The 21197-nt window shown below is 72.5% G+C and carries 24 protein-coding genes and 1 pseudogene; 6 read left to right on the forward strand and 19 right to left on the reverse strand.

Translation table 11 applies throughout. From position 1 onward, the window contains the following. Positions 1–17 precede the first annotated feature (17 nt). The 16 genes from trmD to ABZ215_RS11395 form a co-directional block, all read right to left on the reverse strand. On the reverse strand, positions 18–773 hold the full coding sequence (gene trmD / locus ABZ215_RS11320; protein WP_017987581.1) for a tRNA (guanosine(37)-N1)-methyltransferase TrmD: 756 nt from the start codon (positions 771–773) through the stop codon (positions 18–20). Between the two features lie 21 nt (positions 774–794). Further along, positions 795–1313 (reverse strand): ribosome maturation factor RimM, encoded by a 519-nt coding sequence (gene rimM, locus ABZ215_RS11325; RefSeq protein ID WP_017987580.1) that lies wholly within the window; start codon positions 1311–1313, stop codon positions 795–797. A gap of 7 nt (positions 1314–1320) precedes the next feature. Then, on the reverse strand, positions 1321–1560 hold the full coding sequence (locus ABZ215_RS11330) for an RNA-binding protein (RefSeq protein ID WP_017987579.1): 240 nt from the start codon (positions 1558–1560) through the stop codon (positions 1321–1323). Beyond that, positions 1557–1982, reverse strand: a complete 426-nt coding sequence (rpsP, locus tag ABZ215_RS11335; RefSeq protein WP_020418154.1) for a 30S ribosomal protein S16 — start codon at positions 1980–1982, stop codon at positions 1557–1559. Before rpsP ends, ABZ215_RS11330 begins: the two co-directional genes overlap by 4 nt. 175 nt (positions 1983–2157) lie before the next feature. Next, positions 2158–2931: a type II CAAX endopeptidase family protein gene (locus ABZ215_RS11340; protein WP_020418153.1), complete on the reverse strand. Its 774-nt coding sequence runs from the start codon at positions 2929–2931 to the stop codon at positions 2158–2160. A gap of 62 nt (positions 2932–2993) precedes the next feature. Then, on the reverse strand, positions 2994–3746 hold the full coding sequence (locus tag ABZ215_RS11345) for a type II CAAX endopeptidase family protein (protein WP_354949423.1): 753 nt from the start codon (positions 3744–3746) through the stop codon (positions 2994–2996). Between the two features lie 116 nt (positions 3747–3862). After that, positions 3863–4570 (reverse strand): hypothetical protein, encoded by a 708-nt coding sequence (locus ABZ215_RS11350; RefSeq protein ID WP_354949424.1) that lies wholly within the window; start codon positions 4568–4570, stop codon positions 3863–3865. A gap of 677 nt (positions 4571–5247) precedes the next feature. Continuing rightward, positions 5248–6312: an amidohydrolase family protein gene (locus ABZ215_RS11355; protein ID WP_354949425.1), complete on the reverse strand. Its 1065-nt coding sequence runs from the start codon at positions 6310–6312 to the stop codon at positions 5248–5250. Then, the gene (ffh, locus tag ABZ215_RS11360; RefSeq protein WP_017987574.1) at positions 6313–7839 is read right to left on the reverse strand and encodes a signal recognition particle protein; all 1527 of its coding nucleotides are present in this window, start codon (positions 7837–7839) and stop codon (positions 6313–6315) included. Positions 7840–7917: 78 nt separating this feature from the next. Next, positions 7918–8781: a hypothetical protein gene (locus ABZ215_RS11365; protein ID WP_354949426.1), complete on the reverse strand. Its 864-nt coding sequence runs from the start codon at positions 8779–8781 to the stop codon at positions 7918–7920. After that, on the reverse strand, positions 8778–9077 hold the full coding sequence (locus tag ABZ215_RS11370; RefSeq protein ID WP_354949427.1) for a YciI family protein: 300 nt from the start codon (positions 9075–9077) through the stop codon (positions 8778–8780). Before ABZ215_RS11370 ends, ABZ215_RS11365 begins: the two co-directional genes overlap by 4 nt. 289 nt (positions 9078–9366) lie before the next feature. Next, a complete protein-coding gene (locus ABZ215_RS11375) occupies positions 9367–10248 on the reverse strand; it encodes a Ku protein (RefSeq protein WP_354949428.1) in 882 nt (293 codons plus the stop codon). Positions 10249–10286: 38 nt separating this feature from the next. Beyond that, positions 10287–10646 (reverse strand): hypothetical protein, encoded by a 360-nt coding sequence (locus ABZ215_RS11380; protein ID WP_020418146.1) that lies wholly within the window; start codon positions 10644–10646, stop codon positions 10287–10289. Between the two features lie 46 nt (positions 10647–10692). Beyond that, positions 10693–13005: a [protein-PII] uridylyltransferase gene (locus ABZ215_RS11385; RefSeq protein ID WP_354949429.1), complete on the reverse strand. Its 2313-nt coding sequence runs from the start codon at positions 13003–13005 to the stop codon at positions 10693–10695. A gap of 11 nt (positions 13006–13016) precedes the next feature. Further along, positions 13017–13355, reverse strand: a complete 339-nt coding sequence (locus ABZ215_RS11390; RefSeq protein WP_017987570.1) for a P-II family nitrogen regulator — start codon at positions 13353–13355, stop codon at positions 13017–13019. Beyond that, entirely contained in the window at positions 13352–14740 is a 1389-nt protein-coding gene (locus ABZ215_RS11395) for an ammonium transporter (protein WP_051123526.1), read from the reverse strand. The genes ABZ215_RS11390 and ABZ215_RS11395 overlap by 4 nt, the downstream gene beginning before the upstream one ends. A gap of 219 nt (positions 14741–14959) precedes the next feature. Between ABZ215_RS11395 and ABZ215_RS11400 the strand changes: the two genes are divergently transcribed. Then, positions 14960–15805 (forward strand): putative RNA methyltransferase, encoded by an 846-nt coding sequence (locus tag ABZ215_RS11400; protein WP_354949430.1) that lies wholly within the window; start codon positions 14960–14962, stop codon positions 15803–15805. Continuing rightward, positions 15802–16437, forward strand: a complete 636-nt coding sequence (locus tag ABZ215_RS11405; RefSeq protein WP_354949431.1) for a (2Fe-2S)-binding protein — start codon at positions 15802–15804, stop codon at positions 16435–16437. The genes ABZ215_RS11400 and ABZ215_RS11405 overlap by 4 nt, the downstream gene beginning before the upstream one ends. On the opposite strand, the gene ABZ215_RS11410 is transcribed toward ABZ215_RS11405, so the two are convergent. Further along, entirely contained in the window at positions 16424–17155 is a 732-nt protein-coding gene (locus ABZ215_RS11410; RefSeq protein WP_354949438.1) for an alpha/beta hydrolase, read from the reverse strand. The two genes, ABZ215_RS11405 and ABZ215_RS11410, sit on opposite strands and share 14 nt — an antisense overlap. 163 nt (positions 17156–17318) lie before the next feature. On the opposite strand from ABZ215_RS11410, the gene ABZ215_RS11415 reads away from it, so the two are divergent. The 4 genes from ABZ215_RS11415 (at position 17319) to ABZ215_RS11430 (ending at position 20813) form a co-directional block, all read left to right on the forward strand. Beyond that, on the forward strand, positions 17319–18611 hold the full coding sequence (locus ABZ215_RS11415) for an O-acetylhomoserine aminocarboxypropyltransferase/cysteine synthase family protein (protein WP_354949432.1): 1293 nt from the start codon (positions 17319–17321) through the stop codon (positions 18609–18611). Continuing rightward, positions 18608–19138: a CoA-binding protein gene (locus tag ABZ215_RS11420; RefSeq protein ID WP_354949433.1), complete on the forward strand. Its 531-nt coding sequence runs from the start codon at positions 18608–18610 to the stop codon at positions 19136–19138. Before ABZ215_RS11415 ends, ABZ215_RS11420 begins: the two co-directional genes overlap by 4 nt. A gap of 123 nt (positions 19139–19261) precedes the next feature. Further along, positions 19262–20026, forward strand: coding sequence for an MBL fold metallo-hydrolase (locus ABZ215_RS11425; protein WP_027935878.1), 765 nt, complete (start codon positions 19262–19264; stop codon positions 20024–20026). A 13-nt stretch (positions 20027–20039) separates the two neighbouring features. Then, positions 20040–20813 carry an SDR family oxidoreductase gene (locus tag ABZ215_RS11430; RefSeq protein ID WP_020418137.1) on the forward strand — a complete coding sequence of 258 codons (774 nt, stop codon included), beginning with the start codon at positions 20040–20042 and terminating at the stop codon, positions 20811–20813. A gap of 25 nt (positions 20814–20838) precedes the next feature. Here ABZ215_RS11430 and ABZ215_RS11435 read toward each other — a convergent pair. Together ABZ215_RS11435 and ABZ215_RS11440 are read right to left on the reverse strand one after the other, a co-directional pair. After that, positions 20839–20994: pseudogene (locus ABZ215_RS11435) on the reverse strand (allantoicase); the annotation flags it as partial. A 7-nt stretch (positions 20995–21001) separates the two neighbouring features. Further along, complete coding sequence (locus tag ABZ215_RS11440; RefSeq protein ID WP_354949434.1) at positions 21002–21115, reverse strand: hypothetical protein; 114 nt, start codon at positions 21113–21115, stop codon at positions 21002–21004. Positions 21116–21197: the final 82 nt, after the last annotated feature.

The following is a 21197-nucleotide window of genomic DNA, read 5'->3' on the forward strand; positions in this document are numbered from 1 at the left end:
ACGCGTCCCCGGCCGGATCACCCGGCCTGCCGCTGCTCGGACCGGACACGGTCGAGCACGGCGAGATCGCGCTGGTCCAGCGTACCTTCCGGCAACCGGTCGAGGAGATCGGGGCGGCGCAGGAGGGTCCGTTCGAGGGCCTGGTCGCGCCGCCAGCGGTCGATCAGCGCGTGGTTGCCCGACCGCAGCACCTCGGGCACGGACAGGTCGCGCCACACCTCGGGGCGCGTGTAGCTGGGGCCTTCGAGCAGGCCGTCGGAGAAGGAGTCCTGCTCGGCCGACACGGGGTTGCCCAGCACGCCGGGCAGCAGCCGGACCGTGGCCTCGACCATGACGAGCACCGCGGCTTCGCCACCGACCAGCACGTAGTCGCCGATGGACACCTCGTCGACCGGCATCCGGCGCGCGGCGTCGTCGATCACGCGCTGGTCGATGCCCTCGTAGCGGCCGCAGGCGAACACGAGGTGCTTCTCGCGGGCGTACGAGTGCGCCATCTCCTGCGTGAAGGGGCGGCCCGCCGGGGTCGGCACGACCAGCCGGGTCTCCGGACCGCACACCGCGTCCAGCGCGTCGCCCCAGACCTGGGGCTTCATGACCATGCCCGGACCACCGCCGTAGGGCGCGTCGTCGACGGCGCGGTGCACGTCGTGGGTCCAGTCCCGCAGATCGTGCACCCCGACCTCGATCAGCCCGCGCTCGATGGCGCGGCCCAGCAGCGCGGCCCGCAGCGGGTCCAGGTATTCGGGGAAGATGGTGACGACGTCGATCCGCACGGCGCGAGCGTAACCAGCCCGTCAGCCGGCGTCGTCGAGCAGGCCCTCGGGCGGATCGACCACGACGCGGCCGCCCTTGACGTCCACCACGGGGACGATGGCCTGCACGAACGGCACGAGGACGGTGCGCCCGTCGCGGTCGAGCGCGAGCAGCTCGCCGTGCGGGGCGTGCACGACCTCGGTGACGGTGCCGATCACCTCGCCGTCGCTCAGCTCGGCGCGCAGCCCCTCGAGTTCGTGGTCGTAGAACTCGTCCGGGTCGTCCGATGGCGGGAGGTCGGCGGTGTCGGCGAGCAGCAGGGCGCCGCGCAGGGCCTCGGCGGCCTCACGCGTCACCACCTGCTCGAACGTGACCAGCAGCCGCCCGCTGTGTGGGCGGGCGGCTGCGACGGTCAGCGGGCGCGTGGTGCCGTCGCGGAAACGCGCGGTCACCGTCGCGCCGTCGCGGAAGCGTTCCTCGGGCGAGTCGGTCCGGATGTCCACGGCGAGTTCACCGCGCACACCGTGGGCCTTGGCGACCCGCCCGACGACGACGTCCACGGATGGGTCAGCGGTCGGTGTCGACGACGTCCACGCGGACGCCGCGGCCACCGATGCCGCCCATGACGGTGCGCAGCGCGGTCGCTGTCCGGCCGCCACGGCCGATGACCTTGCCGAGGTCGTCCGGGTGGACGTGGACCTCGAGCGTGCGACCGCGGCGGGTGGTGATCAGGTCGACCCGGACGTCGTCCGGGTTGTCCACGATCCCCCGCACCAGGTGTTCGAGGGAGTCGGCGAGGAAGCTCACGCCTCGTCCTTCGCCGCCTCGTCGTCGGCCTTCTTGGCCGACTTCTTCTTCGGGGTGGTGGCCTCGTTGGCGGGCTCGTCACCGGCAGCCGCGAGGGCCGCGTTGAACAGCTCCTCCTTGGTCGGCTTCGGCGCGGCGGTCTTCAGCGTGCCCTCGGCGCCCGGCAGGCCCTTGAACTTCTGCCAGTCACCGGTGATCTCCAGGATGCGCTGCACCGGCTCGGTCGGCTGCGCGCCGACACCCAGCCAGTACTGGGCGCGCTCGGAGTCGACCTCGATGAAGCTCGGCTCGGACTTCGGGTGGTACTTGCCGATCGACTCGATCGCCTTGCCGTCCCGGCGGGTGCGGGCGTCGGCGACGATGATGCGGTAGTACGGCGCACGGATCTTGCCGAGGCGCTGGAGCTTGATCTTGACGGCCACGGTGTGTGGGTACTCCTTGGTTCTCTGCGTGCTCGCGGGTGTCGGGTCACGATCCGTGTGGGGACACCGGACGAGTACCCGAAGCTTTCGGTCGCCACGGCACGGTGAGAGGGCCCGGCCGCAGCAGGCAAGCGACTATTCTGCCAGACCCGTTCGCGTGGCTCGCAGGCGGCGTCTAGATCGCCATGACGCCCAGCGCCGTGAGCAGCATCGCCACGGCGGGCAGGAAGTTGTTCATCTGGTGCGCCACGATGCTGCCGAGCAGGCGGCCGGTGAACAACCGGGCCAGGCCGATCGGGATGGCGATCACCAGCAGCAGCGTGGTGCGCAGCGGCTCCAGGTGGCTGGCCGCGAACACCGCGGTGGACAGCAGGAACGCCGCCAGCCGCGCCCACTTCTCCTGGCCCCAGTGCAGCCGCTCGACCGCGCCCCACAGCAGGCCGCGGTAGATGACCTCCTCGCAGATCGGACCGAGCAGCCACAGGTAGGCGAACATCACGATCGCCGCGCTCACCGACATCGGCTGTTCCTCGACCAGGGCGCTGATCGCCGAGCCGGCGTTCGCCTCGCCCACCGCCTGGGTCCAGATGAACGCGCTCACGGTGGTCAGGACCAGCCCGAAGGAGCCGAGTTTGAGGCCGAGCTTCACGTCGTCCCAGCGCCAGGACAACCGCAGGTCGGCCAGCGGCCCGTTGCCGCGCACCTTGGTGATCAGGATGGCGACCAGCGCGGCGAGGACGGTCGGGGCCATCGTGCCGATCAGCACGTCCCGCGCGGGCAGCGGCTGACCGGGCGGCGCCGGGCCGAGCAGGACGCTGACGAACGCGGCGGAGGCCAGCAGGACGGCCTCGACGACCAGGAAGGCGCCGAACCCCCAGCGGTGCGACGGCGCCGGCTCCGCGGTGGCCGGCAGATCAGGCGGATCGAGCTCGCCCGGATGTGCCGTCACGGCTCGCCTCCCTCTGATCCTCGCCCAGCACCTACCGAGCCTAGTCGCCATGGTCGTTCCGCTCAGGACCCGGTGAACAGCAGCAACGCCGGGGCCAGGTTGTTCGCCGCGTGCGCGACGAAACTCGCCCCCACCCGTCCGGTCCGCCAGCGGGCCGCGCCGATCACCAGCCCCTGCGCGAGCAGCGCCAGCGTGCGGGTCGGCTCGCCGTGCAGGTAGGCGAAGACGACCGCGGTGAGCACGAGGATCACCCACTGCGGGACGCGGTGGTGCTCGAGCGCTCCCCACAGCGAGCCGCGCATCAGCAGCTCCTCGGCCATCGGGGTGGCGACCACGACGACGAGCGCGGCGAGCGCGAGCCAGACGAACTCGTCCCGGCCGCCGTCCTCGGCGAGGTCGGTGAGCGGGCTGTCGGAGACGCGGTCGGTGCCGTAGATGCCCAGCAGCACCAGGTTCACCAGGTAGCCGGCGAGCAGGGCGAACGCACCGCAGGCCAGGCCCACCTTGACGTCGCGCAGCGTCGGGAGCCAGCCGAAGTCGCGCCGCGGCCCGCTCCCCCAGCGGCGCGACGCGACCAGCGGGGCGAGCCCGAGCAGGACGCTGGGCACGAACGCGAGCAGCAGCACCGGACCGACGTCGAGCAGTTCCAGCGGGTCGACGCTGGCTTGCCCGGAACGCAACGCGGTCATCACGACGGTGACGAGGTGGTAGCCGCCGAGGCCGGCGAAGAACGCGACGAAACCCCAGTGGGCGCCGAAGACCAACCGGTTCCGCACGTCCTCGCCGATGCCCTGGCCCACCCTCGACGCGCTCATGGAGTTCAGGCTATGTGGCTGGGCGCGATCAATCGACCCCGGGGCGTGAGCGGTGTCACCGGATCCACAGGCCGACGGCGACCGGTACCGGTGCGGCGAGCGCGGTCGGTGCGGCGTTAGCGGGGGTTGCCGGAGGCGTCGGCGACGAGCTCTCCGCGACGCTCGGCGCCCGACCGCCCGACGTGCACCCTGATTTCGACCGGTTCCCCGCGGCGCGGGCGGGTCACCTCGACGCGCAGCACGTCCGTGGCGTCGGGGTACCGCTGGCGCGCCTGGTCGATCAGGCCCGGGACCGCGCCGAAGTCGACCTCGTCCAGGCCGAACGCGTAGTCGGGATCCGGCCCTGCCGCGTCGCCCGGGGCCGGTGACAGGTCGCCGTCGCGGTAGATCACCGCGCGGTCGCCACGCTGGCCGCGGATGACGTCGTGCTCGATGTGGATCGCGTCGTAGGTGGTGGCGACGCTGCGCAGCTCCTCGACGCCGGTCTCCAGGCCCTCGGCGGTCAGCAGGTCCGGGCCGCCGAACAGTTCCGCGCGCAGCGGGAGCAGACCGGCGACGACAAGCACGACCGTCGCGACGGCGACCCGCGTCCAGTCGGCGGCTGCGCGGCCGTTCATCCGTGCGACGACCAGCGCGAAGACGGCGGCGAGCGTGCCCGCCGCACCCACCCCGAAGGCCGCCAGGTAGAGGCCCTCCCCCAGGACGAGCCCGCCGACGACGCCGACGACGAGCAGGGCCAGCGGGACCGCGTAGAGCAGTCCCAGCGACTTGATGATCTTCGCTCGGACATCTTGTTCAAGGATCGATCGGGACGGTAGCGGCATTTCGGCCGTCAGTGGAGGAGAGGGAAGGGGGCGGGGGCTCGCGTTGGGTGGTGGGGAGTGGATCGGCGGGGCGCGACGGCGCCTGTTGGCCGGTGCTTGGGGCCCAGTGGGGCAGCTGATGAGCTGATCGGCAGGGCGGTGGGTGCTGGCGGCAGGTGCAGCAGGGCGGCAGGCGGTATGGCAGCGGGGCGGCTGGGCAGGCGAGGGTGGCGGGGTGGCCAGGGGCGAACCGTGACGGGCGGGCAGGGCGGGCAGCCCCGCGGGCCAGGCAGCAACCCGGGCAAAGCGGGCAGCCCTGCGGGCCAGCCGGGCAGAGCGGGCAGCCCAGCGAGCCAGGCAGCAACCCGGGCACCCCAGCGGGCCAGCCGGGCAGAGCGGGCAGCCCAGCGAGCCAGGCAGCAACCCGGGCACCCCAGCGGGCCAGCCGGGCAGAGCGGGCAGGCCGGCAGGCCAGGCAGCAACCCGCACAGCCCAGCGGGCCAGACGGGCAGAGCGGGCAGCGCCGTAGGGCGGGCAGCAGGGCGCCCAGCGGCTGGGCGACCGGAGCGGCTAGGGCAGCGCGGAGCGGGCGGCAGCACAACAGGACGCCAGCGCAGCGGCGCGCCTCGGCGGCGCAGGGCGGCAGAGGGAAAGCGGTGCCGCCAAACCACGCCCGCGGAGGCGGTGTCGGTGAACCCTCAGCGGATGATCGCGCCGCGGAGGATTATGTGCCTGGGTGTGCGCAGGGCGGAGAGGTCCTCGCGCGGGTCGGTGTCGTAGACCAGGAAGTCGGCGGGGGCGCCCTCGGTGATGGTGGGGTGTCCGAGCCACTCCCGGGCCGCCCAAGAACCTGCGGCGAGCGCCTGCTCCGCGGTCATCCCCGCGCGGTGGAAAGCTTCCAGTTCGTCCACGAGCCGTCCGTGGGCGATCATGCCTCCCGCGTCGCTGCCCGCGTAGACCGCCACGCCGGCGTCGAGTGCGTTTCCGACCAGCTCGCCGACCCTCGCGTGCAGCGCCCTCATGTGGGCGGCGTACACCGGGTACTTGCCGGCCGCGTCCGCGATGCCCGGGAAGTTCTCGATGTTGATCAGCGTCGGCACCAGCGCCGTGCCCCGGCGGGCCATCTCGGCCAGCAACGACGGGTCCAGGCCGGTGCCGTGCTCCAGGCAGTCGATGCCCGCGTTGATCAACCCCGGCAACGCGTCCTCGCCGAAGACGTGCGCCGTCACGCGAGCTCCGGCCTCGTGGGCGACCTTGATCGCCTCGGCCAGCACGTCGTCCGGCCACAGCGGCGCGAGATCGCCCACCGAACGGTCGATCCAGTCCCCCACCAGCTTGACCCAGCCGTCACCGTCCGCGGCCTGCTCGGCGACCGCGGCGGGCAGCTCGTCCGGGTGCGACAGGTCGATGCCCAGCCCGGGGATGTAGCGCTTGGGCAGCGCGAGGTGCCGCCCGGACCGGATGATCCGCGGCAGGTCGGCGCGCTCCTGCAGGGGGCGGGTGTCGATCGGCTGGCCGCAGTCGCGGATCAGCAGCGTCCCCGCGTCCCGGTCGGCCAGCGCGTTGACCACCGCGCCGTCGAGATCCGTCGGCCCGCCCGGCCCGATCGCCGGGTGGCAGTGGGCGTCCACCAGCCCCGGCACCAGGAAACCGTCCGCCACCAGGGTCCGCGCGCCCTCGACCGGGGAGAACGTGACCCTGCCGTCGCTGATCCAGACGTCGCGCTGCTCACCGTCGGGCAGCACCACCCCGCGCAGGTGCATCTACTTGTTCTTCGGCAGCTTGAACTTGGACGGGTCGAAACCGGGCACGTCGTTCATGCCGCCGCCCAGCTGGGACAGGTCGGGCATGCCGCCGCCGGCGCCACCGGGCGGGAGCATCGGCATGCCGCCGGGGAACCCGCCGCGCACCTTGGGCTGCGTGGGGCCCTTGCCCTTCTTCCCCTTCTTGCCCTTCTTGCGCTTGGTCGCGCTGCCACCGCCGAAGCCGAAGCGGCCCGCCATCTGCTGCATCATCTTGCGGGCCTCGAAGAACCGGTTCACCAGGTCGTTGACCTCGCGGACCGTCACACCCGAACCCTGCGCGATGCGCTGACGGCGCGAACCGTTGATCATCTTCGGATCGGCCCGCTCGGCCGGGGTCATGCCGCGGATGATCGCCTGCAGGCGGTCCAGGTGTTTGTCGTCGACCTGCGCGAGCTGGTCCTTCATCTGCCCCGCGCCGGGCAGCATGCCGAGCAGGTTGCCGATCGGGCCCATCTTGCGGACCGCGAGCATCTGCTCCAGGAAGTCCTCCAGCGTGAGCTGGCCGGTGCCCAGCTTCGCCGCGGCCTTCTCAGCCTGTTCCTGGTCGAAGGCCTGCTCGGCCTGCTCGATCAGGGTGAGCAGGTCGCCCATGCCGAGGATCCGGCTGGCCATCCGGTCCGGGTGGAAGGTGTCGAAGTCCTCGAGCTTCTCACCGTTGGAGGCGAACAGGATCGGCTGGCCGGTGACCTGCCGGACGGACAGCGCCGCACCACCGCGGGCGTCACCGTCGAGCTTGGTCAGCACCACACCGGTGAAGCCGACGCCGTCGCGGAACGCCTCGGCTGTGGTGACCGCGTCCTGACCGATCATCGCGTCGACGACGAACAGGATCTCGTCCGGCTGGACCGCGTCGCGGATGTCCGCGGCCTGCTTCATCAGCTCCTCGTCGACACCCAGCCGTCCGGCGGTGTCGACGATCACGATGTCGTGCTGCGCGTGCTTGGCCTCGTCGATGCCGCGGCGGGCGACGTCCACCGGGTCGCCGACGCCGTTGCCCGGCTCGGGCGCGAACGTCTGGACCCCGGCGCGCTCGCCGACGACCTGCAGCTGCGTGACCGCGTTGGGGCGCTGGAGGTCACAGGCGACCAGCAGCGGCGCGTGCCCCTGCTTCTTGAGGAACAACGCGAGCTTGCCCGCCAGCGTCGTCTTACCGGAACCCTGCAGACCGGCGAGCATGATCACCGTCGGCGGGTTCTTGGCCAGGCTCAGCCTGCGGGTCTCGCCGCCGAGGATGCCGATGAGCTCCTCGTTGACGATCTTGATGACCTGCTGCGCCGGGTTGAGGGCCTCGGAGACCTCGGCGCCCTTCGCGCGTTCCTTGACGTGCGCGATGAACTCCCGGACGACGGGCAGCGCGACGTCGGCCTCCAGCAGCGCGATGCGGATCTCGCGCGCGGTGGCGTCGATGTCGGCGTCGGTCAGCTTCCCCTTGCCCCGCAGGTTCTGCAGGACCGAAGTGAGCCGGTCGGAGAGGGTGTCGAACACGGGTGTGCACGCTCCAGCTGGTCGTGGTTGTCCGCCTGCGGCGTCCCACCAGGGTAGCCGCTCGTGGCGGGTGACCTGTCAGGCCTGCCGTTCGGCGAGCAGCCGCATCCCGCCGGGTTCCAGCAGCACCACGCACGGGACCAGCTCGGTCGTGTCGTACTCGGAGCCCAGCACCTGCTCGTGGATCACCTCCGCCCAGCCCGAGTCCGCGTCGGCCACGAACAGCTCGTCCGGGCAGGGCAGGCCGACCACCAGCCGCTCCGTGCCGAGGTTGCGGGACATCTGCGCGGCGAAGTCGTCCAGCGCCAGCGCGGAGCCGGCCAGCCAGTTCTCGCGGGTGAGGTGCAGCAGGTCGCCGCGCTCGCCGCGGTGGCCGGTGACGCGCAGGCCGCGCTTGAGGTTCGCGCCCGCCTCGGCCATCAGCTCGGCGAACGGCGGCGAGCCCAGCTCCTGGTAGCCGTGCGTGGTGACGTGGTGCATGCCGACGGTGCCGCGCGGGGTGGGGCCGACGTGGGCGAGTGCGACGGACAACCGGCCGGGCACCAGCGGGTGGTGCGGGACCGCACCGAGCACCTCGGCCCGCGGCGACGACGCGCTCCACAGCACCGGCAGCAGCTCCGGCTCGGGCGCGGCCTGCTCCGCCAGCACACGCTCGGCCTCGGCGAACGCGGCCGCCCAGCCGTCCGGGCCCGGCCGGTCGAAGCTGTAGGTCTGCCGGATGCCGGGGAACATCAGCGCCACGAACCCGAGGTCCTCGGCGGAGGGCTCCCACTCGCTGTAGACGGCGGCGACGTCCCCCGGCTGGACCTGGCGCTCGGCGCGCACCTGGGCCCACGCCTGCCGCAGGGCGTCGTCCGCCACGGTGGGGGCGCTCGCGACGACCGGTTCGTCCAGGCCGTGGAGCTGGAAGGCGAAGAGGTTCTGCGTCACGTCCGTGTTCACGCCGCGCTCACCAGCCCCGCCAGCGCCGGGTGGGCGCGGCCGACGTCGATCGTGGTGACGGAGTACTCGGCGACACCGGCCCGCACGAACGGGTCTTCGGTGGTGATGGCCAGTGCCGCGGCCCGGTCGACGCCACGCGCGAGGATCGCGCCGCCCTCGCTCGCGGGCACCGTCTGCCCCGACGCGATGAACGTGCCCGCGGCGTGGTGCCGCTCGAGGTACTCGACGTGGCCGGGAATGTGCGGCTCCACGTCCGCCTCGCTCCCCAGGTAGCGCAGGATCAGCAGATGCAGCATGCGCGACATCCAACCGCGCATGGGAAAGTGCGGGTGGCCCGCCCCCTCGCCGGGCCACCCGCACACGCACGCCGCGACCGCCGGTCCCCCGGTGCTCGCCGTACCCCCAGTCCCAGCGAGTCCCTCCGGACATCCGTGGCGTGATGTCCCAAGACTGCCGGTTCCGCGAGGCACGGGGCAGCGTGAAGACCCCCAAGTAGTGGTAGGTAGATCTACTCAGGAACCGCGTGCGCGCACGGGTGTGACCCGCGTCGCGCGGGTGCGTGACGCGGGTTCGGGCAAAAAGATTTCAGCGCTGCGACTTGGGCGCCGACTTCGCCTTCGACGTGGCCTTGCGCGCCCGGCCCTTCGCCTCCGCGGCCTTCTTCGCGGCCGTCTTGGCCTTCGCGACGCCCTGGTCGGCGTCGGTGCGGTCCTGCGCGCTGCTCTGCAACGCCTGCAGCAGTTCGGTGACGGCCTCGTCCTGGATCGCGGCGGTCGGGCGGACCACCTCGCGGCCCTCGACCTTCGCGTCGACCAGGTCGTGCAGCGCGGCCGCGTAGCCGTCGGCGAAGGCGGACGGCTCGAAGTCGCCGGAGAGGTTCTCGATGAGGTTCGCCGCGGCCCGCAGCTCGGGCATGCGCACGTCGATGTCCTCGTGCAGGAACGGGAAGTCGGGGCGGCGGACCTCGTTCGGCCAGTGCATCGTGTCGAGCACGATCAGCTGGTCGCGCACCCGCAGCGCGCCCAGGGTCTCCCGCTGCCGGATCGCGACCTTCACCAGCGCGACGCGGCCCGCGGTGAGCAGCGCCTCGGCCAGCAGCACGTACGGCTTCGTGGCCGGGACCTCGGGCTCCAGGTAGTAGCTCTTGATGAAGTAGACCGGGTCGATCTGCGACGGCGGGACGAACCCGCACACCTGGATCGAGTGAGCGCTTTCCGGCGCCAGTGACGCCAGTTCCGCCTCGGACAGGACGACGACGTCGCCGCCGGGCAGGGCGTAGCCGCGGCCGACCTCCTCCGCCGGGATCTCCGCGCCGTCGACCTCGCAGACCCGTTTGAACCGCAGCCGCCCGCCGTCGGTCAGGTGCAGCTGGTGCAGACCGCTGCCGGGCTCCTCGGTGGCGCTGTACGCCTTCACCGGGATGGCGAAGCTGCCGACCCCGATCGTGCCCTTCCAGACTGTCCGCATCCCACCGACGTTAGCGACGCGGGAACGACGTTCAACAGCTACAAACGGGTGCTCTCACCAGCGTTCGCGGCGATGAACGCGGCCAGCGGCTCGCTCTCGCCGAGCGCGTCGGCCGAATAGCCGAACGCGGCGCCTGCTGCCTGGAGTATCTCCACGAGCGCGGCCATTTCGGCCGACGGCATCGCGGCCAGCGCGCCGAACCGCGCTTCGCCGAGCCGCTCGGCGAGCCCGGTGAGCGCGCCGGACAGGTGGCGCTGCCCGGCGACGAGGTGTTTGAGGACGGCGACGATCTCCCCGAGATCGGTTTCCGGCGCCCGGTCCAGCTCCGCGGCGCAGGCCTCCAGGTGCGCGGCGGCGACCGTGAGCGGCAGGATCGTCGACTCTGGCACGAGCGACATCCTGCCACCCCCGATCAAGAAAACCGTGGCGACACCCCGGAGCGGATCACGACGCCGCGGCGAGCACCGCCTGCTCGACCCGCTGCCGCCACGCCGGGTCCAGCTTCCCGTCGCGCGGGGAGACGGCGAAGGAGTCCACGACGGCCGCGCCGAGCGTGGCGACCTTGGCCCACTTCACCTCCGCGCCGCAGGACTGCAGCGCGCCGGCGACCCGGTGCAGCAGGCCGATCCGGTCGGTGGCCCGCAGTTCCAGCACGACCGTGTTCGGGCCGCTGGTCTCGTCGTCGAACCACAGCACCTTCGGCCTGGCCGACACCCGGGTCGGCTGGTAGTCCCGTTCCTTCGCCGCGAGCTTCGCCTCCAGCGCGAGCCCGCCGGCGACCGCCCGCGCGAACTGCTCGCGCAGCAGCGCCGGATCGGGCAGCGAGCCGAACTTCGGGGACGCGGTGAAGATCCCGGCCCGTCCGCCGTCGTGGCCGCGCAGGACCGCGGTGTGCACCTCCAGCGAGTGCAGCGCGAGCACCCCGGCCGCGGGGGCCAGCAGGTCGGTGCGCGCGGGCGCGGCGACCACCACCGTGGCCATCTTGCCGTCGTGCGTGATCAGCACTTCGCTGCGGCCGGACGCCACCGCCGCGGCGACCAGCTCGCGCCGCCGCGCGTCGAGCGGCTCCGGCGGGCTGAACCCCTTGCCCTGCACGACCTGGCGGCACCGGTTGACCAGGTTGGCGACCAGCCCGGCCTTCCAGTCGGTCCACACGCCGGGCCCGGTGGCCAGCGAATCGGCCTGGGTCAGCGCGTGCAGCAGTTCCAGCAGGACCACGTCGTTGTCGACGGTCTTGGCCACCCGCGCGACGGTGCTCGGCTCCTCGATGTCGCGGCGGGTCGCGGTGTGCACCAGCAGCAGGTGGTGCCGCACCGCGGCGGAGACGAGCGCGGCGTCGGAGTCGGGCAGCCCGATGCGGCGGGCGACCTGCATCGAGATCGCGGCGCCCAGCTCGGAGTGGTCGGCCTCGCGGCCCTTGCCGATGTCGTGCAGGAGCGCGGCCAGCAGCAGCAGGTCCGGCCGGGACACCGTGGTGGTGAGCTTCGCGGCCTCGACCGCGGTCTGCACGAGGTGCCGGTCGACGGTCCACTCGTGCACCGGCTCGCGCGGCGGCAGGTCGCGCACCGCGCCCCACTCCGGGAACAAGCGTGCCCACAGGCCGGTGCGGTCCAGCGCCTCGACCGCGTCGATCAGGCCCTCGCCCGCGCCGAGGAGTTCGGTGAGCGAGTCCCGCGCGTCGGGCGGCCACGGCGTGCGCAGTTCCGGCGCCGAATCGGCGAGCGTGCGCAGGGTGCCGTGGGAAATCGGGGTGCGGGTGCGGGCGGAGGCGGCCGCGACGCGCAGCAGCAGCGCGGGGTCCTTGGCCGGGACGGCATCCCTGGCCAGCGCCACCTCGTTGCCGTGCAGCACCACGCCGTCGTCCAGCGGCGTGCGGCTGGGCCGGCGCGAGAACCGCCCGCGCGGCACCTCGGCCGTGGCGCGCAACGCGACGTCGACCGCGTACCCGACCGCGCGCCCGGCGCCGGAGAGCTTGCGCGCCAGCGTGAACCGGTCGCCGAACCCGAGTTCGGCGGCTACCAGCTCGGCGTCCACACCGGACAGCACGTCCCGGTCGCGCCGCAGTTCGCGCCGCATCTCGGTGCGCACGTCCAGCAGCAGTTCCCTGGCCTGGCGCAGTTCCTCGCCCGGCCGGTCGGTGAGCTGGGCGACGGCGAGCGCCTCCAGCACCCCGAGGTCACGCAGGCCGCCCCGGCCGTACTTGAGGTCGGGCTCGGCGGACTGGGCGATCTCCCCGCTGCGCTGCCAGCGCTTGCGGGTCGACTCGGCCAGCTCCGGCAGGCGTTTGCGCGCGGTGCGGCGCCACTGGTCGCGCGCCGCCGTGGCGAGCCTGCCGGTCAGCTCGGCGTCCCCGGCGATGTGCCGGGCGTCGAGCAGTCCCATCGCGGTCCGCAGGTCCTCGGAGGCGACCTGGAGGGCCTCCCCCGGCGTGCGGACCGAGTGGTCGAGGCCGATGCGCGCGTCCCACAGCGGGTACCACAGCGCGTCGGCGATTTCGGCGATCCCCGGGTGCTGGTTGTGGACGAGGACGAGGTCCAGGTCCGAGAACGGCACGAGTTCGCGGCGGCCGAGGCCGCCGACGGCGACCAGCGCGACACCGGGTTCGGCGGTGTCCACGCCGGCCGCCGCGGCGGCCTTGCTGAGCCAGAACTCGTACAGGTCCACCAGCGCGGCGCGCAGTGCCGAGGCACCGAGCCTGCCGTGCCGGCCTTCCAGCAACCGGTTCGCCGCCTTGGCGAGTTCCCCCCCGACGACCATCCGGTGCTTCCCTAGAGCGCGTCCGTGCCGCGCTCGCCGGTACGGACGCGGACGACGGTCTCGACCGGGGTGACCCAGACCTTGCCGTCGCCGATCTTGCCGGTGTGGGCGGCGTTGACGATGGCCTCGATGACCTTCTCGACGTTCGCGTCGTCGGTGAGCACCTCGACCCGCAGCTTGGCCACGAAATCGACGGCGTACTCGGCGCCGCGGTAGACCTCGGTGTGGCCCTTCTGCCTGCCGTAGCCCTGCACCTCGCTGACGGTCATGCCGAGCGTGCCCAGCTGCTCCAGCGCGGCGCGGATGTCGTCCAGCGTGAACGGCTTGACGATGGCGGTGATCAGCTTCATGCCTTGCTTCCTTCCAGGGCCGCCCCGTCCTTCGACGGCAGCGGAGCGGGGGACGATCCACTGTGGCCGCCGATGCTGCCGCCCACGAAGTCGTACGCGCTCTCCGCGTGCTGCGCCTCGTCGATGCCGCTGACCTCGTCCTCCTTGCTGACCCGGAAACCACCGGCGACCTTGATGATCCCGCCGATGATGAAGGTCAGGACGAACGAGTACACCAGCACGACCCCGGCCGCGGCGGCCTGCTTGCCCAGCTGCGTGAACCCGCCGCCGTAGAAGAGGCCGTCGGCGCCCAGCGAGTTGACGCTGGTGGTGCCGAAGAAGCCGATCAGCAGCGTGCCGACGAGACCACCGACGAGGTGCACGCCGACCACGTCGAGCGAGTCGTCGAAGCCCAGCTTGTACTTGAGGCTGACGGCCAGCGCGCAGACGGCGCCCGCGATGACACCGATCGCGATCGAACCGAGCGGCGTGACGAAACCGGCGGCCGGGGTGATGGCGACCAGACCGGCGATCGCGCCGGACGCGGCGCCGAGCGTGGTCGGCTTGCCGAACCGCAGCTGCTCCACGATCAGCCAGCCGAGGACGGCGGCCGCGGTGGCGACGGTCGTGTTGGTGAAGGCGACGCCGGCGAGGTCACCGGCGCTCAGCGCGGAACCGGCGTTGAAGCCGTACCAGCCGAACCACAGCAGGCCGGCGCCCAGCAGGACGAACGGCACGTTGTGCGGGCGACCGGTGTCGCGCGGCCAGCCGCGGCGCTTGCCGAGGACCAGCGCCAGCGCCAGGCCCGCCGCGCCGGCGTTGATGTGGACCGCGGTGCCACCGGCGAAGTCCAGTGCCTTGAGCTCGTTGGCGATCCAGCCGCCGACCGCGTCGGCGCTCATGAAGCCGTCGAACGCGAACACCCAGTGCGCCACCGGGAAGTAGACGATCGTCACCCACACCACGACGAACAGCGCCCAGCCCCAGAACTTGGCGCGGTCGGCGATGGCACCGGAGATCAGCGCCGGGGTGATGATGGCGAACATCAGCTGGAACATGGCGAACACGAGCATCGGGATGCCGTCGCCGCCGGGCCACGGGATCTCCGGCGTCGTGTCGGTCGCCGCGGTGGCGAAGCCGACCAGCTGACCCCAGGTGTCCGCCATGCCCGCGTGGCTGAAGTTGCCCAGCAGCCCGCTGAACGCGTCGTCGCCGAACGCCATCGTGAACCCGTAGAGGGTCCACAGCACGGCGACGATCGCCAGGCAGATGAAGTTCATCATGAGCATGTTCAGGACGCTCTTCACGCGGACCATGCCGCCGTAGAAGAACGCCAACCCTGGTGTCATGAGCATGACCAGCGCGGCGCTGGCCAACACCCATGCGGTGTCTCCTGCGTTCAGCACATCGTCCTCCCGTACACGAGATATTGACGGGGAGTTTTCGATTCCCGTGTTTCACGACGGCACTTCGCACGTTTCCCGCGGGTGAACTGTGCCGCCGCTCTTGTTACGAGCACGTTTCGCGCCACCAGGGCTGATATGTCCGGTCACGAAACGTCGGCGTCGAATACCGCCCGTCACCGGTGACGTTGGGTGAGCCCGCCGGTGTGATGAGATGTGGGCATGACCAGGCCCGCCACGCTGCCCGGCGCCGTCGTCGCGGCGTTGCGGTGCCCGTTGTGCGCGTCCGCGTTCGACCTCGACGGGCGGTCGCTGCGGTGCCCGTCGCGGCACTCGTTCGACCTGGCGAAACAGGGGTATGTGAACCTGCTGCACGCCGGCATCCCGGCGGGCACGGCCGACACCGCGGAGATGGTCGCCGCGCGGGTGGCGTTCCTCGGCGCGGGGCACTACGACAGGTTGCGGGACCTGTTGGCGCAGGTCGCGTCGGATGCCGTCGGTGACGGCCTGGTGGTCGACGCGGGCGCCGGCACGGGCTACTACCTCGCCGGCGTGCTCGACCGGCTGCCGGACGCGGCGGGGCTCGCGCTGGACGTCTCGGCGGTCGCCCTCCGCCGCGCCGCGAAGGCGCACGCGCGGCTGGGGGCGGCGGTGTGGAACCTGTGGGAGCCGTGGCCGGTCGCGGCGGAGACGGCCGCGGTGGTGCTGAACGTGTTCGCGCCACGCAACGCCGCCGAGTTCCGGCGGGTGCTGCGGCCGGGCGGGACTTTGCTCGTCGTGTCGCCCGAACGGGGGCACCTGGCCGAACTCGCCGCGGTGGCGCCGGTTCTCGAGGTGGATTCGCGGAAGGAAGAACGTCTCGACGCCGCGTTGTCGGAGCATTTCGAACTGGTGTCCCGGCGGTCGCTGCGGGACCGGGTGACGCTGGAACCGGACGACGTCCGCAACGCCGTGCGGATGGGGCCGACCGGCCACCACCCCGACCGCCTGGCCGCGCTCGACGGCGTGGCCGCGCCGGCGGCGGTGACGCTCGCGTTTTCGTTGTCGGAGTACCGGAGGACCGCATGACAGCCGTGCCGGCGACCGCGATCACCGACCGCGACTGGCTGTCCGCGCAGCTGCGGCTGGCCGCCGGGCTGTACGGCGACGCCGGGCCGGTCGTGCTGGGGACGATCTGGTGGTACTCGGTGTCGGCGGTGCTGGTGACGCCCGCGCTGGACCCGCTGGTGGCGACCGGGCGCGCGATGGACCCCGCGCTGGAGGCGGTGACGCTGGACGTGGTGCCCGACGGCCGGGTGCTGGACGCCCGCTCGTCGCGGCCGCTGGGGTCCGATGTGGACGAAATCGGCAAGGCGCTGGCCGGGTCGCTGGACGCCGGGATCGCCGCCGTGGCCGAGGTGAGCGGCGCCGGAACCCGGGCGTTGTGCGCGATCGCGACCGACTCGATCGCGAACGTCCTGTTGTGGGCCGGGAAGGCGGCCGGGGACGTCGCGCGCGGGGTGTCGCTGGCCGGCGCGGTGGTCGCCGCCGTGGGCGACCACCTGCCCCGGCCGAGGTTCGTGGAGGTCGGCGGAACCCCGGTGGTGCGGCGGGCGTCGTGCTGCCTGATCTACCGGACCGGCGGGGCGCCCAAGTGCGTCAGCTGCCCGCGCCAGACGCCTTCGGAGCGGGAGCAGCGGTTGCGGCTCACGTTCGGCTGAGGAACTCGTCCAGCAGCTTGTTGACGGTGTCCGGCACCTCGGCGGCGACGAGGTGGGCCGCGTCCTCGATGACGACCCGTTCGGCGCCCGGGATGGCGGCGGCCATCTCCTCGACCTCGCCGGGCGGGAAGGTCGCGTCCTCGCGGCCGCCGATGACCAGCACGGGCGTGCTGATCGAGGCGAGCAGCCCGCGCTGGTCCGGCCGCCGGGACACGACACTGGTCACCGCGTGCCTCACGGACCGCGGATCGTTGCGGCGGGCCAGGCCGAGGATGCGGGCGACGACCTCCGGCCGGGTGCGCAGCGAGGTCGGCCCGAGGAACGCCTTGACCACCGACCGGGTCAGCGGCGGGCGGATGCCGCCCAAGAGCCGCACCGCCGCCACGAGCACCGCGTACTCGGCCTTCTGACGGGCCGGCGCGGCGGAGGCGGTGCCGTTCATCAACGTGCTGGTGAGCACCCGCTCCGGGTGGCGCGCGGCGAAGGTGGCCCCGACCATCGCGCCCCACGAGTTGCCGACGAAGTGCGCCCGCTCGAACCCGAGCGCGTCCAAGACCTCGCAGACGACCCCCGCGCACTCGTCGAGGGTGAAGGTCCTGGTGAGCGCGCTGCTGGCGCCGTGCCCGGGTGGATCGAGGGCGACGGTGGTGTACCGCTGCGCGAAGTGGCCGGCCTGCGCCTGCCAGAGCGTGTGATCCATCAGGAGGCTGGGCCACATCACGATCGGTTCACCGGAGCCGCGGACGGCGACCCGGAGTGTGCCGAGAGCGGTGGGACGTCCCGATCCTCGTTGATCATGAACTCACCGTACGTGGCGCGCTCGTGGTCCACCGCGCGGGAACGGTCGCCCGACCGCCGCACCGGGAGGTAGCGTCGGCCGGGTGAGTGAGCGCAGCTGGGGCTTCCGCACCCGCGCCCTGCACGCCGGCGGGTCTCCCGATCCGGTGACCGGGGCGCGGGCGGTGCCGATCTACCAGACCACGAGTTTCGTCTTCGAGGACGCGGCCGACGCGGCGAACCTGTTCACGTTGCAGAAGTACGGCAACATCTACAGCCGGATCGGCAACCCGACCGTGGCGGCCTTCGAAGAGCGCCTGGCCAGCCTGGAGGGCGGCATCGGCGGCGTCGCGACCAGCAGCGGGCAGGCCGCGGAGTTCCTCACGTTCGCGGCGCTGACCGAGGCGGGCGACCACGTCGTGTCGGCGAGCGGGCTCTACGGCGGCACCGTCACGCAGCTGGACGGGACGCTGCGCCGCTTCGGCGTGGACACGACCTTCGTGGCCGGCGACAGCCTGGACGACTACGCGGCCGCGATCACCGACCGCACCCGGCTGATCTTCACCGAGGTCATCGGCAACCCGAGTGGCGGCATCGCGGACCTCGCCGGGCTCGCCGACCTCGCGCACAGTCACGACATCCCGCTGGTGGTCGACGCGACGCTGGCGACGCCGTACCTGTGCCGCCCGATCGAGCACGGCGCGGACATCGTGCTGCACTCGGCGACGAAGTTCCTCGGCGGGCACGGCACTACGCTCGGCGGGATCGTCGTCGAATCGGGCACGTTCGACTGGGGCAACGGGAAGTTCCCGCGCATGACCGAGGTCGTGCCGAGCTACGGCGGCCTCAAGTACTGGGAGAACTTCGGCGAGTACGCGTTCTGCACCCGCCTGCGCGCCGAGCAGCTGCGGGACATCGGCGCGGTGCTGTCGCCGCACTCGGCGTTCCTGCTGCTCCAGGGCGTCGAGACGCTGCCGCAGCGGATGGACGCGCACCTGGCCAACGCCAAGGCGGTCGCGGAGTTCCTGGACGCCGACGACCGCGTGGCATGGGTGAGCTACGCCGGGCTGCCCGGTCACAAGCACCACGAGCTGGCGAAGAAGTACCTGCCGCTCGGGCCGGGCGCGGTGTTCTCGTTCGGCGTCAAGGGCGGGCGCGCGGCCGGGGAGAAGTTCGTCGAGTCCGTCGAGCTGCTGTCGCACCTGGCGAACGTCGGCGACGCCCGCACGCTGGTCATCCACCCCGCCTCCACGACGCACCAGCAGCTCTCCGACGAGCAGCTGGAGGCGGGCGGCGTCGGCCCGGACCTGATCCGGCTGTCGGTCGGGCTGGAGGACGCCGAGGACATCCTGTGGGACATCGACCAGGCCCTGACCGCGGCGGTGAAGGCCGCATGAGCCTGGAGACGACCGTGCCCGCCGGAGCCGTCCGGTCGGAATCGCCCCTGTCCTGGTCTCCGCCGACGGCGCGGGAGCGGCTCGCGCTGCTGTCGCGGACGAAGTCGGTGACGATCGTGGGCGCGTCGGACAACCCGGCGCGGCCGAGCTACTTCGTCGCGACCTACCTGCTGTCCTCCAGCGGGTACGAGGTGCACTTCGTCAACCCGCGGCTGTCGACGCTGCTGGGCCGTCCGGTGTACCCGTCGCTGGCGGACGTACCGGGTGAGCCGGACCTGGTCAGCGTGTTCCGCAAGCACTCCGACCTGCCCGAAGTGGCCGAGGAAGTGATCAAGGCGGGCGCGCGGACGCTGTGGCTGCAGCTGGGCCTGTGGCACGAGCCGGTGGCGCAGCGGGCGAGCGAGGCGGGCCTCGACGTGGTGATGAACCGGTGCGTGAAGATCGAGCACGCGCGCTTCGCGGGCGGGTTGCACCTGGCCGGTTTCAACACCGGGGTGATCTCCTCGCGGCGGCGGTTGAAGCCCTGATCCCCCGCCCACGGAAGCGATCCGGCGCAACTCACCCTCCACTGAGGCTCCTCCGGGAACGGCCGTTCGTGTCAGACTCATTGGTGTGGCGGGAAGTTCCCCGTGTGGAGGTGGGTGCTGGTGATGGCGAACGGTGTGCAGGTGACCTACGTCGGCGGCCCGACGCTGCTGCTGGAGGTGGGTGGCAAGCGGTTCCTGACCGACCCGACGTTCAGCCCGGCCGGCGTGCACGAGACGACGCCGGGGCGGCCGCTGACGAAGACCGAGGGCCCCGGCCTGTCCGCGGCGGAGGTCGGCCCGGTCGACGCGGTGCTGCTGTCGCACGACCAGCACGCGGACAACCTCGACCCGGACGGCCGCCGGTACGTCGAACAGGCCCTGCTGACGCTCACCACACCGAGCGGCGCGCGCCGGCTGGGCGGCACCGCGCAGGGGCTCGCGCCGTGGCACCAGCTGCACATCGGGCCGGTCGCGGTGACCGCCGTGCCTGCCCAGCACGGGCCGAAGGGCAGCGAGGAGCTGACCGGTGAGGTCATCGGTTTCGTGCTGACCGGCCAGGACCTGCCGACGGTGTACGTCAGCGGGGACAACGCGTCGCTCGACGTGGTGCGGGACATCTCCCGCCGCCTGCGGCGCCTGGACCTGGCGGTGCTGTTCGCAGGCGCCGCGCGCACGTCCCTGTTCGACGGCGCCCCGCTGACCCTCACCAGCGAGGACGCCGCCGAGGCCGCCCACGCGCTGCGGGCGCGCAACATCGTGCCCGTGCACACCCGCGGGTGGGCCCACTTCAGCGAGGGCCCCGACGAGGTGCGGAAGGCGTTCGCCGGGGCGGGGTTGAGCGACCGGCTGCACGTGCTGGAACCGGGCGAAAGCGCACATATCAGCTGATACGTTCGGTTCCATGATCGAAACCGGCTTGCGTGACCGGACGGTTCTGGTCACCGGTGGCGCGGGCGGCATCGGCGCGGCGATCAGCCGCGCGTTCGCCGCCGAGGGGGCGCGGGTCGCGGTGCACTACCTGGCGGAGGACCCGGCGCCGCCGGAGGGCGGCGAGTGGGCGCACGTCACGCCCGCGGTGGAGGCAGCGGTTTCGCTGGCGCGGGACCTGGGTGGGGTCGCGGTCGCGGCGGACCTGGCGGATCCGGAGGGCCCGCGCCGCCTGGTGGCCGAGGTGGCGGAGCGGCTCGGCCCAGTGGACGTGCTGGTCAACAACGCGGCGCACTGCGAGACGCCGGACACGATCGACGCGCTGTCGGCGGCGTCGTTGGAGCGGCATTACCGGGTCAACGCGGTGGCGCCCGCGTTGCTGATCGCCGAGGTGGCGCGACGGCGGGGCGCGGAGCCGCCGTGCGTGGTGAACGTCTCGACCGACAGCGCCAGGGCTTTCCCGGGGCAGATCGGATACGGGACCTCGAAAGCAGCGCTGGAGGCGCTGACGCGCGCGAGCGCGCTGGACCTGGGCGGGCAGGGGATCCGGGTGAACGCGGTCGCGCCGGGACCGGTGCAGACAGGCTGGATGAGCGCCGCGCTCGAGGAGGAGGTGCGCGGCCTGGTGCCGCTGGGCCGGGTCGGCGAGCCGGAGGACATCGCCGACGCCGTGGTGTTCCTCGCTTCGCGGCAGGCGCGCTGGATCACCGGCCAGGTGCTCCAGGTGGCAGGCGGACACGCGCTCTGACACGTCCCGGGCGGCCCGCGCGCCGTCAGCCCGCGCTGTCGGTGAACCGGCGTTCGAACTCCGCCCGGCCACGCTCGGTGAGCGCGCCCCACAGGCGCAGTCGCGCCATGCCGCCGTCCGGGTAAATGTCCAGCCGCACCTCGCTCAACTCGCGCGGCTCCGGGACCAAGAACCGGTGCCGCGCGCCATCAGCCGCTGCTGTCGGTGAACCGCCGCTCGAAGTCCGCCCAGCCCCGCTCCGTCAGCACGCCCCACAGGCGCAGTCGCGCCATGCCGCCGTCCGGGTAGATGTCCAGCCGCACCACGCTCAGCTCGCGCGGCTCCGGACCAGGAACCGGTGCCGCGCGCCATCAGCCGCTGCTCTCGGTGAACCGCCGTTCGAAG

Origin of the sequence: Amycolatopsis sp. NPDC006131 (genome assembly GCF_040614175.1) — a bacterium.
Lineage (GTDB): Bacteria > Actinomycetota > Actinomycetes > Mycobacteriales > Pseudonocardiaceae > Amycolatopsis_E > Amycolatopsis_E tucumanensis.